The organism is Paenibacillus chitinolyticus (assembly GCF_045038035.1).
Classification (GTDB): Bacteria; Bacillota; Bacilli; order Paenibacillales; family NBRC-103111; genus Paenibacillus_F; species Paenibacillus_F chitinolyticus_A.
In genome coordinates, this window is the sequence record NZ_CP173427.1 from 1,386,403 (window position 1) to 1,400,278 (window position 13,876).

The following is a 13,876-nucleotide window of genomic DNA, read 5'->3' on the forward strand; positions in this document are numbered from 1 at the left end:
CATGGAACAACACACAGAAGCGGCTTCCCCGTTCAAGACTTACACCGAAGCAGTGAACTGGATCACCGGACTCGTGCCGGTCGGCATCAAACCTGGACTCAAACGAATGGACCTGCTGATGGAGAAACTCGGTCATCCTCACCGGAGACTGAAGTTCATACACGTCGGCGGCACGAACGGCAAAGGCTCGACCTGCGCCTTCCTGACGAAGGTTCTTGTCCGCAGCGGATACGATGTCGGAACCTTTACGTCCCCATATCTCGAAAAGTTTACGAACCGTATACAGTATAACGGTCAAGATATTGAAGAAGAGGCTCTGCTGCTCCTGGCGAACCGGCTGAAGCCGGTCGCCGACGAGATGGCGGAGACCGAACTGGGTTCCCCGACGATGTTCGAAATTTGCACGGCGCTGGCGCTCTTGTATTTCGGCACGGTCACGTTCCCGGATTATGTCGTCCTGGAAGTGGGGCTCGGCGGCCGTCTCGACTGCACCAACATCGTGTCGCCGGTCATTTCCGTCATCACGAACATCGGCCACGATCATATGGATATTCTCGGCGATACGCTGGAGCAGGTGGCGCTTGAGAAGGCGGGCATCATCAAGCCCGGCGTGCCCCTGGTTACGACCGTGGAACAGCCCGAACTTGCGGAACTGTTTATCCGGGAAGCGAAGAGCAAACGAACGACCGTTTATCTCCTGGGCAAGCAGTTTACTTACGAGCCCGTATCGACGGAGCTGAACGGCCAGAAGCTGAACTTCACGGGACCGTTCCGTTCGATCGAGAACGTGCCTGTTTCCCTCAACGGGGCGCATCAGCTGAAAAATGCCGCCGCGGCATTGATGACGCTCGAAGTCCTGCGCCAGTATAACGCGCTCATCGTGGACGACGAAGATCTTTTCGCCGCCATGAGCGAAACGCAGTGGCCCGGCCGACTTGAGATGGTTTCCGACAATCCGCGGATTCTGCTGGACGGAGCCCATAATCCCGAGGGGGCGCAGACGCTGGCCACCGCCCTGAAAGATACGTATTCCTATAAGAAACTGCATTTGATGGCCGGCATGTTGTCCACGAAGAATCAACCCGGCTATTTCAGGCATATACTACCAATGGTGGATACGCTTATCCTTACGGAACCGGATTTTCATAAAAAAGAAAGTGCGTCCCGTCTGGCCGACCGGGCCCGGGAGACCCTCCGGGAACTGGACGTGAACCGGGATATCGATATCGTGGTGGAACCGGATTGGAAGAAGGCCCTGGAACAAATGAAGCAGCGAACGGGACAGGATGATCTGGCGGTCGTATCCGGCACGCTCTACTTGATTTCCGATGTTCGTTCTTGGCTCTTATACACGACCGACTCTGAAAAAGGATGGTGAGAACGACATTGAATACCCCAGAACACGTACATTTTATCGGCATCGGCGGCTACGGTATGAGTGCGATCGCCAAAGTGATGCTGGAAATGGGCTACCAGGTGTCCGGCTCCGATCTGGCCCAGCAGGAACTGACGGAAAAGCTGCGGGCCAAAGGCGCCCGCGTCTATATCGGGCATGAAGCCCGGAACGTGAACGGAGCGGACCTCGTGGTCTACTCCACGGCGTTGTCCAAGGACAATGTGGAAATGGTCGCGGCGGGAGAGCAGAACATTCCGGTCATTCACCGCTCGCAAATGCTGGCGAGATTGATGAATGAGCGCAAAGGGATCGCGGTTGCCGGGGCGCACGGCAAAACGACCACTTCTTCCATGATCGCGCTTGTGATGGAGCGCTGCGGAACTGACCCGACGTATATCATCGGCGGAGAAATCATGAACATCGGCTCGAACGCCAAAGCGGGCAAAGGAGACTACGTCGTAGCCGAAGCGGACGAGAGCGACGGCACTTTCCTGCAGTATCATCCGACGCTCGCCCTTGTGAATAACATTGAAGCGGATCATCTGGAAAACTATGACGGAGATTTCGAGAATCTGAAAAAAGCCTATGCCCAGTTCCTCAGCCAGGTGAGAGAAGACGGCAAGGCGATCATCTGTCTCGATGACGAATATTTGCGGGGGATGCTTCCGCAGATCAAAAGCGAGACCCTTACTTACGCCATCGACCGGGAGGCCGACTATGTGGCGACGGACATCGAGCTGGGCGACCGGAAAGTATCCTTCAGCGTCCGCCGCGGCGGCGAAACGCTCGGTAAGGTGCGCTTGTCGGTTCCCGGCCGGCACAACGTATACAATGCGATGGCTACGCTGATTACGTGTCTGGAAGCGGGCCTTACCTTTGACCAGATCGCCGAGGCGATCGAGGAGTTCCGCGGCGCCAAACGGAGGTTTCAGGTGCTGGGCGAAGTGAACGATATTCTCGTAATCGACGATTACGCCCATCATCCTACGGAAATCGAGGCGACGATCTCTGCGGCCAAAGCGACCGGCAAGCATCTGATCGCGGTGTTCCAGCCCCAGCGCTATACGCGTACGTTTTACTTATTCGAACAGTTCAGCCATGCTTTCAAAGAGGCGGACGAGGTGCTGATCACCGACATCTACTCACCCGCGGGGGAGAAGCAGATCGAAGGCATCAGCTCCGAGAAACTCGTCGAACTGATCCGCAAGAACAGCAATCCGAACGTCACCTACATTCCGACCCGCGGCGAAGCGGAAGTCTATTTGACGGACCGCGTTAAACCGGGCGACCTTGTCATCACGATGGGAGCCGGAGACATTTGGAAAACGGCGGACGGTCTTGCGAAAACGCTTCGCGCCCGCTACGAAGCGGAATAAAGAAGCTTTTTCAACATAACATAACATAACATAACATAACATAACAAAACATACTGCATGCCGCAGTACGAAAACCTTCCTCAGCCTGTGCTGACGGGAGGTTTTTTTATGGGGAAAATAAGAGTATGCCGGGAAGCGCTTCGCGAGTTAAACGCCTAGTTGCTTTTCTTTCTCAGGCTCCCTAGTTCCGTAAAATCGTTAGTTATCCCGATTAGCTCCTGCGTTTTGGTTTTTACTAGAACGTATGTAGGGTACGACGTGATTTTAAACTTATCCATAGGCGGATTGTAAGAGACCACGTCAATATCGAGCCCTTTAAGCTGCTCCTCCGTCAAAGGAACAGCGGGATTAAATACGTACAGAGTAGTGGATGGGTTGGAATTTGTCAGGTTTGACGTAAAAGCGATAAAGCCCAAAACAGCGAGTATACTTGCAAGCAGCGGTAAAGAGTTTTTTTTGTTGTTGAGGGTCATGATTCGGCTACCTCCGGTTATTTAATTCACATGTATACCATATACCAATATTTTGGAATCCTCCACTCTAGTAAAATTTACAGAGGCCCGGACATATTTTTCCGCTTCCGTTCATAGGCTGATAGCAGAACGCGGATAAGGAGATGGGCCGTATGAATAAAGCGAGAATTTCTTACCGTATAGACGGAAACGACCGGACAACCCGTAAAGAAGATAAATCGGGCGGCAAAATTATTCCTTTAACGAAAGAGGAGTTTTCGGTTTCGGAAGCTCTTTGGAGAGACTCGGAGGCGGATCGAGCGAAAAAAGCCCGGCAAAACCGGAGGGACACGGAAGCGGAATCCCGGAACCGGGAAGGACTGAATGAATATACGGCCGACTTCGGTACATGGCAGAGTCCGTATGATGCCGAAACGGAACGGATCGCCAAGCTTATCCGGGAATCCGAACCGGGTTACCGGGGAGATTCCGGTTATTTTGAGAGCACGATTAACGAACGCTTCAGAGAAGAAAAAGAAAGAAGACAGGAATACGAGGATTTGGAACGGACCGCGTACAAAGAACGCAGAGACGAAGAAGCAGCCGCACGTCAGTTGAGGGACTTTGAGGGGCCTTCCGAGCAGGAGGACGAATATACGGATTACCGGTTTCGGGAGAATCCGCCGGTAGAGCCCGGCAATTCAGGTGAACGGGAACGCGAGGAACGCTATCCCCTTCCGCCAAACCTCGGCTGGCCGGAGGATCCCAGCGGCTTTATCGATCATGGGACGGCCTCCCTGCCCGGCTATAACAGCCTGCGCGCCGCCGAAGAAGACGAGAGGGAGGATGCCGGCTATGCGCGTCCCGTAAACGGCCGCGTAGCGGTGCCGGATACGAGGGAGAGAAGGACGTCCGAAGAGAGGGATTACTATGAACGGCAGCTTGCGCAAGTGCCTCCTCCCGAGCAGAACCGCAGCCGGAACCGGAACGAGTACGCGTCCTATGAGGACGAACCGTCCGGATACCGCAGGGAACCCGTCTACGAGGATCCGTATAACCGCCTTCAGTGGGAGGAACCCGAAAAGTCGGGCGTGCGCATTTCCCGGTCCGGCCGCGGAGGCTTGCTGCGCATCGCCACATCGGTTGCGGGAGCGATGGTAACCGGGGCGGCCTTCGGCTATTTTGTCCTTTCCATGTTCTCGGGAGGGGCGGAGAAACCCATCACGATCGACGCGGGTCCGGCCGCGACCGCCCAGGCCCAGCCGAGCCCCGGAGCCGTCACGCCGCTGAAGCCGGATGCCTCCGCCCCGGTCGCCTCGGCTCCGTCCGCGGGCACGGCCGCCGTCGCCGTCCCGCCGGTCGGAGGGCCGACTGCGGCGGCCTCCATCCCGGCGCGCTCCTACACCGTGCTGCAGAACGGCATCTTCAGCACGCCGCAGAGTGCGGAGACCGCCCGCGCCGACGCGCGGGGCAAAGGCGCCGCGGCGGTAGCGGAACCCGGCACGAAGACGACGGTGTACGTCGGATTGGCCGGGAGCAAGGAGGACGCCGCGAAGCTGAAAGCCGCCCTTTCCGCCAAGAAAATCGAAGTCTTCGCGAAGCCGCTCGATCTTCCCGCTGTCGGCAAGGTGTACTGGAAGAGCGGCAGCGCCCAGCCGCTCGCGGATTATCTCGCGCAGGGCGCGAAGGTCGCCGGCACGGCCGGCAGCCTCTCCGCCGCGAAGATGGCGGAGGCTTCGCCCGGCGCGATCGACGCGGCTTCGCTGCAGCCGCTCGACGCCGCCGCCAAGGCGTGGGCGGCACTGCAGCCGGCGGTAGCCGCGGGAATCCCCGACGCGGCCAAGCCGCAGGTCGAGGAGATGAACGCGGCTCTCGCCAAGGCGGTCGCGAAGCTCGGCGAGTACGGCAAGTCGCCGTCCGCCCCGCTTCTTACCGAAGCCCAGGAAGCGCTGATGCAGTACGTCGTCTCTGAGAAGCGCTTGATGCAGCAGCTGACGGCCGCATCGGCGTAGACGCAAACCGCCGCTCCAGCACGCAAAAACACGGCCTGCGAATTCGCAGGCCGTGTTGGTTTTAGGGCTGAAGCTTGGAATAACGGTCCATCATGACGGCAATTTCCGCCCGGGTTATGTAACGGTTCGGCTTGAATTCCGTCAGGCTTGTCCCGTCGACGATACCGGCCTTCGTCAGCGTATAGACCGCGCCGGCGCACCACATGGAGGCGGGAACATCGGAGAAAACGTCCTGCCCGGCCGGCGGCGTTAAAGCCGGGGTGCCTTTCATTTCGCGAAGCCGCTGAAGAATGGCGGATACCTCGCCGCGGGTGATCGACTGGTTCGGTCGTACGGTATGATCCGCGTATCCGTCGAGAAGTCCGAGGCGGACGGCTTTCGTCATCACCGGATAGGACCACTGGGTCGATTTCAAATCGCCGAAAGCGGGCGCGGGGGCGGAATTTCCCGTCCCGAGCAGGCCGTCGAAACCGAAGACGCGGTCCATCACGGTTACGAATTCCGCGCGTGTCAGCGCCCGGTTAGGCTCGAAATTGTTTCCGATGCCTTCCATCCAGCCTTTGTCTTTGATGCGCAGGATAGCTTCGCGTGCCCAGTGCCCGGCAGTATCCGGGAAAACCGGCGGCTGGTAAGAGACGACCCCGTCGGCGATCGCTTTTGCCATTTTGGCGCGGAACGCCGGATCGGCCAGTAAATCCGCTTCTTTTTTGTTGCTCAAAAAGCCGGTTTCGACAAGGATGCTCGGGATTTTTCCTTTGCGGACGACATACACCGCACTCGGCACCAGGCCCTGATCCTTCAAGCCGGTTTGAGACAGAACGGAGCTTAACACCTTTTGGGCCAGCAGCTTGCTGGAAGGCGTAAGGGCTTCCATTTCCGGACTGGCGGGATAATCGTCCTGGGGATAGCGGCTGTCGTAATACAGTACTTGCGATCCGTTCGCGGTCGAGCTCGGATTTGAATTGGCATGCACGGATACGAAAACGTCCGCGTTCTGGGCATTTGTAAATTGAACTCGCTCGTCAAGGGACAAATAACGGTCGTCCGACCGGGTCATCACGACTTCGACGCCCTTCTTCTTGAGCTCGTCGCGGAGCTTCAGAGAAACGTCGAGGTTGACCGTTTTTTCATTAAGACCGTTTACACCGATGGCTCCCGGATCTTTCCCGCCGTGACCGGGATCGACGACAACCTTGTAGGCCATCGCCTCGTAAGGAAAGACCAGCAGAAGCGCGAGGGTCAGCCCTGCTAATTTTGTAGTTTTTTTCATTGTGTTTTCCCCTCCCGTTTCCAATTGTACAGGTACTTTCCAGGTTAGTAAGCCGGAAATATGTTACAATTTGTTGTTTTTTCGGATTGATGCGAATCCCGCCGCTCCGTATAATAAGGGAGAAACAAGGGAAGAGAGAGGATAACGGATGAAGAAAAACGGCTTCACCCTCGTTCTGTTTTTAGTGATCGGTCTTGTCGTCGGCATCATTGTGGGACAATTGCTTGCACCGGTCAAAGCACTGGCGTTCCTGACCAAAACGACGGATATCGTCTGGCAGCCCAAAGCGGACCTGCAGGTCATCCAGTATGATATCCTTTTGCAGATTAAACTGAATTTGTGCAGCATTATAGGCCTCGCGGCCGCATTCTGGCTTTACCGCAAGGTGTAGCCCGTGAGAAGACGAAAGTAAATTTAAAGAGAAAAGTGGAGGCATACCGCTATGAGCCAATCCGGCAGCGCGCCCTATGAGCAGGGCATTAAACTGATTCTCGCATCCTCTTCGCCCAGACGGCAGGAGCTGCTGAAAGGGATGGGGCTGGATTTTGAAATTATCGCCAGCGATGCGGATGAAACCGTGGAGGAGAGCCTGAGTCCGCGAGAGATCGTCGAGACGCTTGCCGTGCGCAAAGCGGAGGCGGTATCCGCCTCTTTACCGGGTTCATACGCGCCGGACAGAACCGTCATTATCGGGTCCGACACGATTGTGGTCCTAGGCGGGGAAGTGCTCGGCAAGCCTAAGGACGAACGGGACGCTCTCCGCATGCTGTCCGCTTTGCAGGGCCAAACACACGAGGTATTCAGCGGGGTCGCCTGCCTGAGCGCGGACCGCAGGAACGTTTCGGTGAGCCACCGCCGGACGAAAGTCACGATGAAAACGATGGACGAGCAGCGGATTCTCCGGTATATCGGGACTGGCGAGCCTTCGGATAAGGCGGGGGCATACGCGATTCAGGGGATCGGAGCTACATTGATCGAGGGAATAGAAGGCGACTATTTCAATGTCGTCGGTCTTCCGGTTTCTCTTCTGAGCGAGATGCTGGAGACTTTCGGCATCCGCGTCATCTAAGCAGATGTCCCCGGCCCTGAACCGTTTTCATTAAGAGCCGATTCTGCTACAATAGAGAGAACATCAGGAGAAAGGAGGGCTATGTCATGAACAGCGAGTTTACGATTGCCGTGCATAGTCTGGTGCTTCTTGCCCACTTGCCGGAACACATGGCTTCGAGCGATGATATTGCTTCCAACGTTTGCACCCATTCCGCGCGCATCCGCAAAATTATGGGCTGTCTGCGCAAAGCCGGATTTGTTCGTACCAAGGAAGGATGCGGAGGCGGATTTATTCTCAATCACGACCCGGATGAGATTACGCTCGGCGACATTTATCAGCTAACTTCGCTCGGCACCCTCAAACCGAACTGGTGTTCGGGCGATCAGGGAAATGATTGTCTTGTTTCCGCGAACATGCAGAATGTGATGGACAACATGCTGGATGGAGCCGAACAGAATATGATTCAATATTTGAAAGGCGTGACGATCGGCAGCATGCTCCGTACCTTGAACGAGACGGAGAAGAAAGCCGCCGATGCCGAGAAGAATCTGATTTCCTGAAGCGGCGCCCGCCTTCGCTAAGCGTTCAAGGACATGCAGGGCGCCCGCTTTATTGTAACGATACATGAGGAAAAACACCCGGTGCTGCGGGGGGCGGCGCGGACTCGGCTTTCACAAGGCGTGATTTCTCCCGTCAGGGAGACGCTTTACCGGTCCGTCCGCCTGTCTTCTTGGGCCCCGGACGCCTCCGCTTTCCTTGCCGCTTCCTCATTCGCCGAATCGGTTAAATGGCTAAGCTTGATTCGACCCTTTCATACACCTCGGTTTCTTTCCGCTTTCGGGCCCTTGCGCTCTTGCTTTTTTACTCTCCCATTACCATTTCATTCTTCATGAGTTTACTGCCTGCCGCTTGTCTCTTCCGCATTCCGTTTTAATTTTCCTTCTCCGCTGACGCACCTTGTTTTCTGCTTCGTTCTTTCCTGTACTGCTGCCTTCTCTAGTACACCCGCTTTTCAATTCTGCTGTTAGAAAAATCCCTCTAAGTCTATCTCCAGATCAGGAATCCGTCGTAAGAATCTTTACCCGTGAGTCATCTTTAGTATTTTTTGTCGAGGTGTGCAGACTTTTTTGGGACCTGTATCGTCCTATTTAACAGTCCCTCTGACCTCTGTTGGTTTTGTGCGGTTTTATAGGATGACCGCATAGGTATAAACGAATGATCTCTGCCGATTTTCCCAGGCATTTCCGTTCTGGTCGCCCGGCTTTTATTGTTTGGGGTGCTCCAGTTAAAACCGGGCCGCACAGTGACCGAATGAAGACGGCAAAAGCCCGGCAGACGGCGCTTTTCGGTCGATCGCCGCCGGTTTTAAAGGAAATGTTGGAAATTGGCCTAAGAACATACCGGAAGAGGGGAATATATGATATCATCAATTGTCACCCTGCGTGAAATTCCGCCGGAAGAGAGACCCCGCGAAAGAATGATGCAGCTCGGGGCTTCATCGCTCAGCAGTGCCGAACTGCTGGCTATCCTGGTTCGTACGGGAACCTATTCCGAGTCTGCTTTGGCGCTCGCACAGCGGATTCTTTCCGAAACGGGAGGACTCCGGGGGTTAGTCGAAGCCAGCCGGGAAGAGCTTGTCCGGATAAAGGGGATAGGCGACGCCAAGGCGCTCCAGGTTATGGCCGGAATCGAGCTGGGAAGACGGATTTCCCGGACCCGCACGGAAGAAATCACGACGGTGCGCTCTCCGTTTGATGTTTTCGATCTGCTTAAGGACGAACTGCGCTATTTGCAGAAAGAACACTTCGTTTGTTTGTTCCTCAATACGAAAAACCACATCATCGGACGCGAAACGCTGTCCATCGGAAGTTTGAACGCCTCCATTGTGCATCCGCGCGAAGTTTTCCGCGCCGCGATTCAGCGCAGCAGCGCCTCCATCGTTTGTGTACATAACCACCCCAGCGGGGATCCAACGCCAAGTCCACAGGACATTGAACTTACGCACAGGCTGACAGAAGCCGGTGATATCATAGGGATCGAAGTCCTCGATCATATTGTCATCGGAGATGACCGCTATGTCAGTTTGAAGGAGCATGGTCATATGTAATATAATAAAGATTATGTTCGTGGAAAGACCCCTAATTTCGACAATGACTACGAAAACTATGACGAAACAATAAACCGTCGGTATTTTTCTGCTGCCGTTTAAGCAGTTAATCAGAGAGAAGATGGATTTTGGGAAGGAGCCGTTTTATTATGTTCGGAGGTTTTACAAAGGATTTAGGTATCGATTTGGGTACTGCCAATACATTGGTGTATTTGAAGGGCAAAGGAATTATCGTGAGGGAGCCGTCGGTAGTCGCCATCCGCACGGATACGAAAACCATTGAGGCAGTCGGCGATAACGCAAAGAAAATGATCGGACGTACGCCGGGCAACATCCGTGCCATTCGTCCCATGAAAGACGGCGTAATCGCGGATTTCGAAACGACCGCCACGATGATCCGTTATTTCTTACGTCAGGCACAGAAGGATCGTTTCATGTTCCAGCGCCATCCGAATGTGATGGTCTGCGTACCGTCCGGCATTACGGCGGTCGAGAAGCGCGCCGTGGAAGACGCGACTAAGCAGGCCGGCGCACGTGACGCTTACACGATCGAAGAGCCGTTCGCGGCCGCAATCGGCGCGGATCTTCCGGTCTGGGAACCGACCGGAAGCATGGTTGTGGACATCGGCGGCGGTACGACCGAAGTGGCCGTTATTTCCCTCGGGGGAATCGTGACGAGCCGTTCCATCCGCATCGCGGGCGACGAGATGGACGAAGCCATCACCCAGTACATCAAACGCACCTATAACCTGATGATCGGCGAGCGCACGGCCGAAACGCTGAAAATGGAAGTGGGCTCCGCTCTGCCGATGGAACAGCCGGAGTTTCTTGAAATCCGCGGCCGCGATCTCGTGACAGGTCTTCCGAAGACGATTTCCGTCACTTCCGACGAAATTACGGAAGCGTTGACCGACACCGTGAACGCTATTATCGATGCGGTTAAAGTGACGCTGGAGAAATGTCCTCCTGAGCTGGCCGCCGACATTATGGACCGCGGTATCGTGCTGACGGGCGGGGGAGCCCTTCTGCGCAACCTCGATAAACTGCTTGCAGGCGAAACCGGGATGCCGGTTATCGTCGCGGACAATCCGCTTGATTGTGTAGCCATCGGGACCGGCCGCGCCCTGGACCACATCCATCTGTTCAAAGGTGCCAAATCCGGCGCCAAATACAGACGCTAGTCTGACACTGTGCCGACGTGAGAAGGTGTTGAATTGTTGAAATTCATGGGGAACAAGAGGCTGATGGTTCTGCTTGTGGGTCTCATCTGTTTTTTCATTCTGATGGGACTTACGCTGAGCGGACGGACGAAATTTTACTGGCCGGAAAAATTTCTGAAAGATTCGATTGCCTGGACGCAGAGCGTATTTTACAGACCGGCAGCGGGCGTGGCGGGCTTCTTTGAAGACGTCGGCAAACTTAAAACCATCTATGACGAGAATCAGATCTTGAAAAAAAGACTGACCGACTACGCACTCGCTACCCAGCAGCTGAACGCGCTTGAAGATGAGAACAAACGGTATAAAGAAGCCCTGGGGTTCACGGAGCGCCAGAAACAAGTGTCCAATTATAAATACCGGATTGCCGACGTGATCGCGGCAAGTCCCGACCCTTATAACGGGACCATCACCGTAAATCTGGGCGAGAAAGACGGCATCAAGCCCAATATGGCCGTTATTAACGTGGACGGTCTTCTCGGCCGGGTGCTCACCGTAACGGAATTTACCTCCAATGTGCAGCTTCTTACGGATTTGAGCGATACCAACAATAAGGCGCCCGCTATTTCCGCAACCGTCAAAGGCAAGGAGTACAAATCCGCCGAAGGCCAAGGTTCTTACGGGATCATTGAGTCGTACGACAAGGAAAAGGGTCTGCTCGTGATGAACAAAATCGATCAGAACGACAAGCTTGCGGTCGGCGACACCGTCATTACCTCCGATATCGGCAAAGTATTCCCGAGCGGTATTCCGGTAGGTACGGTCGTTTCCCGCGAGCCCGGGGATTTCGGGATTACCCAGAAAGCGATGATCAAGCCTTTCGCTGATTTCAGACATATCCGGGAAGTCTTTATCATCGAAATACCCGAGGTGAAATAGCCATGGTACGCAACTCGCTCTGGCTCATTTTGTTCTCGCTGCTCATATTGGAAGGATCGCTCATTCACTGGCTGATTCCGGATTCCTGGCAGCAAAGCGTCCGGATTTCTTCCAATTTCATGCTGATCATTATTTTGTATATCGGACTTTATTTAAACCGGCATTCTGCACTGCTGTATGGCCTCGGTTTCGGGCTGCTTCACGATTTCGTCTATTTCGGACACATACTCGGCGTCTATTCCTTCGGATTCGGATTGGTCGGCTACATAGCGGGGCTTCTTCCCCGCAGGCAGACGAACCTTATTTTCACGACTTTGATGACGATGGGAGTCGGCGTTCTTATTTTCGAGATTATCAAATTCGGAATCAACCGGTTATTTAACATCGTAACGGTGAATTTCCAGTTTGCGTTTACCCATATTATGCTGCCGAGCGTGCTGCTCAACATGCTGTTCGCCCTGGCGGTATACATTCCGATGCGCAAGCTTATGGAAGCCCTCCAAGGCCAAGGATCCAGAGCGGAACATTAATTTTGACCGTTCTTTTTCACCCGGCAGGAAAACCCGGACAGCAGGCCGAATTGTATGGGGTGGGAGGTTGGAACGTTTATGACGACGGCAGGTAAACATCATGTGATTATAAAAGGAGTCAAAGACGGCCTGAACTTTCTTCTCGACGATTCATGCGAGCTTGCGACTGTCCTGGAAGAACTGCGGCACAAGGTGGAGAGCACTCACGACCGCATTCTGACCGGACCTATCGTGCGTGTTCAAGTCAGACTCGGTAAGCGCAGCGTCAGTGACGAGGAGAAGGAAGAAATCCGCGCCATCATCGGACAGAAGGGCAACCTGCTCATTCAGTCCATTGAATCCGATGAAACGGAGCCGCTTGTCGGAACGGCTGCTCCCATCACCATGCTTAAGGGGATGGTCCGGTCGGGACAGACACTTAAACATGAAGGCAATCTGCTGTACATGGGGGATGTCAATCCCGGAGGCACTATACTGTGCACCGGCAGCATCTACATCATGGGTTCCTTGCGGGGAATGGCACATGCGGGTGTGGACGGGGACGAGGCTGCGATCGTTGCGGCATCCCATATGCGTCCGACTCAACTGCGCATTGCCGGCGTAATCAGCCGGCCTCCGGATGAATGGGGATTCCAGGAGGCATTTATGGAATACGCTTATATAAAAGACGGGCGTATGGAAATTGATAAATTGAACGGTCTGCACCGTATGGTGCTTGCTTAATAGCCGGATGGCCTTTTGCAAGCCGGCAGCTCGCAATTATCGTAACGCTGAGGAGTGAATACCATGGGAGAGGCAATCGTTATCACTTCCGGAAAAGGCGGCGTCGGCAAAACGACCACGTCGGCCAATGTGGGGACAGCACTCGCTCTGCAGGGCAAGAAAGTATGTATGGTCGATACCGACATCGGGCTGCGCAACCTGGATGTGGTTATGGGGCTGGAGAACCGGATCATTTATGACCTGGTTGACGTTGTGGAGGGACGCTGCAGGCTTCCTCAAGCGCTGATCAAGGACAAGAGGTTCGAAGAACTGTATCTGCTTCCGGCCGCACAAACCAAAGACAAGCATGCCGTTTCCCCGGAGAGCGTCAAGGATATCGTGCTGGAATTGAAAAAAGATTTCGATTTCGTCATCATCGACTGCCCTGCCGGAATCGAGCAGGGCTTCCGCAATGCGGTGGCCGGAGCCGACAAAGCGATTGTCGTCACGACCCCCGAGAATGCGGCTGTCCGGGATGCGGATCGGATTATCGGCCTGTTGGAGAACGAGAAAATCCATGCTCCGAAACTGATTATTAACCGCATTCGCCAGAACATGGTCAAAAAAGGCGAAATGCTCGATATCGACGAGATCTGCTCCGTACTGGCCATCGACCTACTGGGAATCGTGCCGGATGACGAGCATGTCATTAAGGCGGCGAATTCCGGCGAACCGACCGTGATGAATCCGACTTCTCGGGCAGCCATCGCTTACCGCAATGTCGCACGACGCATACTTGGTGAATCGGTCCCGCTTATGCCGCTTGACGAAAAGCCGGGTATGCTGGCTAAATTGAAAAAGTTTTTTAAATTAGGATGAGTGCG

At 54.7% G+C, this 13,876-nt stretch carries 14 protein-coding genes; 12 read left to right on the forward strand and 2 right to left on the reverse strand.

Translation table 11 applies throughout. The features are described from left to right. Position 1: 1 nt before the first annotated feature. Together ACI48J_RS06445 and murC are read left to right on the forward strand one after the other, a co-directional pair. The gene (locus ACI48J_RS06445) at positions 2-1,378 is read left to right on the forward strand and encodes a bifunctional folylpolyglutamate synthase/dihydrofolate synthase (RefSeq protein WP_405082203.1); all 1,377 of its coding nucleotides are present in this window, start codon (positions 2-4) and stop codon (positions 1,376-1,378) included. Positions 1,379-1,386: 8 nt separating this feature from the next. Continuing rightward, positions 1,387-2,772, forward strand: coding sequence for a UDP-N-acetylmuramate--L-alanine ligase (gene murC, locus ACI48J_RS06450; protein ID WP_405082204.1), 1,386 nt, complete (start codon positions 1,387-1,389; stop codon positions 2,770-2,772). A gap of 155 nt (positions 2,773-2,927) precedes the next feature. Here the strand turns inward: murC and ACI48J_RS06455 are convergent, their stop codons facing one another. Then, complete coding sequence (locus ACI48J_RS06455; protein ID WP_405082205.1) at positions 2,928-3,245, reverse strand: hypothetical protein; 318 nt, start codon at positions 3,243-3,245, stop codon at positions 2,928-2,930. Positions 3,246-3,397: 152 nt separating this feature from the next. Between ACI48J_RS06455 and ACI48J_RS06460 the strand changes: the two genes are divergently transcribed. After that, positions 3,398-5,236, forward strand: coding sequence for an SPOR domain-containing protein (locus ACI48J_RS06460; protein ID WP_405082206.1), 1,839 nt, complete (start codon positions 3,398-3,400; stop codon positions 5,234-5,236). 61 nt (positions 5,237-5,297) lie between these two features. Here ACI48J_RS06460 and ACI48J_RS06465 read toward each other — a convergent pair whose 3' ends face one another. Then, a complete protein-coding gene (locus ACI48J_RS06465; RefSeq protein ID WP_405082207.1) occupies positions 5,298-6,506 on the reverse strand; it encodes an N-acetylmuramoyl-L-alanine amidase in 1,209 nt (402 codons plus the stop codon). A gap of 148 nt (positions 6,507-6,654) precedes the next feature. On the opposite strand from ACI48J_RS06465, the gene ACI48J_RS06470 reads away from it, so the two are divergent. The 9 genes from ACI48J_RS06470 (at position 6,655) to minD (ending at position 13,871) form a co-directional block, all read left to right on the forward strand. After that, complete coding sequence (locus tag ACI48J_RS06470; RefSeq protein WP_009672966.1) at positions 6,655-6,897, forward strand: DUF4321 domain-containing protein; 243 nt, start codon at positions 6,655-6,657, stop codon at positions 6,895-6,897. A gap of 51 nt (positions 6,898-6,948) precedes the next feature. After that, positions 6,949-7,575, forward strand: a complete 627-nt coding sequence (locus ACI48J_RS06475) for a Maf family protein (protein ID WP_326052095.1) — start codon at positions 6,949-6,951, stop codon at positions 7,573-7,575. Positions 7,576-7,661: 86 nt separating this feature from the next. After that, positions 7,662-8,117 (forward strand): Rrf2 family transcriptional regulator, encoded by a 456-nt coding sequence (locus ACI48J_RS06480; RefSeq protein WP_042230469.1) that lies wholly within the window; start codon positions 7,662-7,664, stop codon positions 8,115-8,117. A gap of 857 nt (positions 8,118-8,974) precedes the next feature. After that, entirely contained in the window at positions 8,975-9,664 is a 690-nt protein-coding gene (gene radC, locus ACI48J_RS06485; RefSeq protein ID WP_009672984.1) for a DNA repair protein RadC, read from the forward strand. A 149-nt stretch (positions 9,665-9,813) separates the two neighbouring features. Further along, entirely contained in the window at positions 9,814-10,845 is a 1,032-nt protein-coding gene (locus ACI48J_RS06490; RefSeq protein ID WP_009672964.1) for a rod shape-determining protein, read from the forward strand. Positions 10,846-10,881: 36 nt separating this feature from the next. Further along, a complete protein-coding gene (gene mreC / locus ACI48J_RS06495) occupies positions 10,882-11,760 on the forward strand; it encodes a rod shape-determining protein MreC (protein ID WP_009672970.1) in 879 nt (292 codons plus the stop codon). A gap of 2 nt (positions 11,761-11,762) precedes the next feature. Next, the gene (mreD, locus tag ACI48J_RS06500; RefSeq protein ID WP_009672985.1) at positions 11,763-12,290 is read left to right on the forward strand and encodes a rod shape-determining protein MreD; all 528 of its coding nucleotides are present in this window, start codon (positions 11,763-11,765) and stop codon (positions 12,288-12,290) included. A 54-nt stretch (positions 12,291-12,344) separates the two neighbouring features. Continuing rightward, on the forward strand, positions 12,345-13,013 hold the full coding sequence (locus tag ACI48J_RS06505; RefSeq protein WP_405082208.1) for a septum site-determining protein MinC: 669 nt from the start codon (positions 12,345-12,347) through the stop codon (positions 13,011-13,013). Between the two features lie 63 nt (positions 13,014-13,076). Further along, entirely contained in the window at positions 13,077-13,871 is a 795-nt protein-coding gene (gene minD / locus ACI48J_RS06510) for a septum site-determining protein MinD (protein WP_009672982.1), read from the forward strand. Positions 13,872-13,876: the final 5 nt, after the last annotated feature.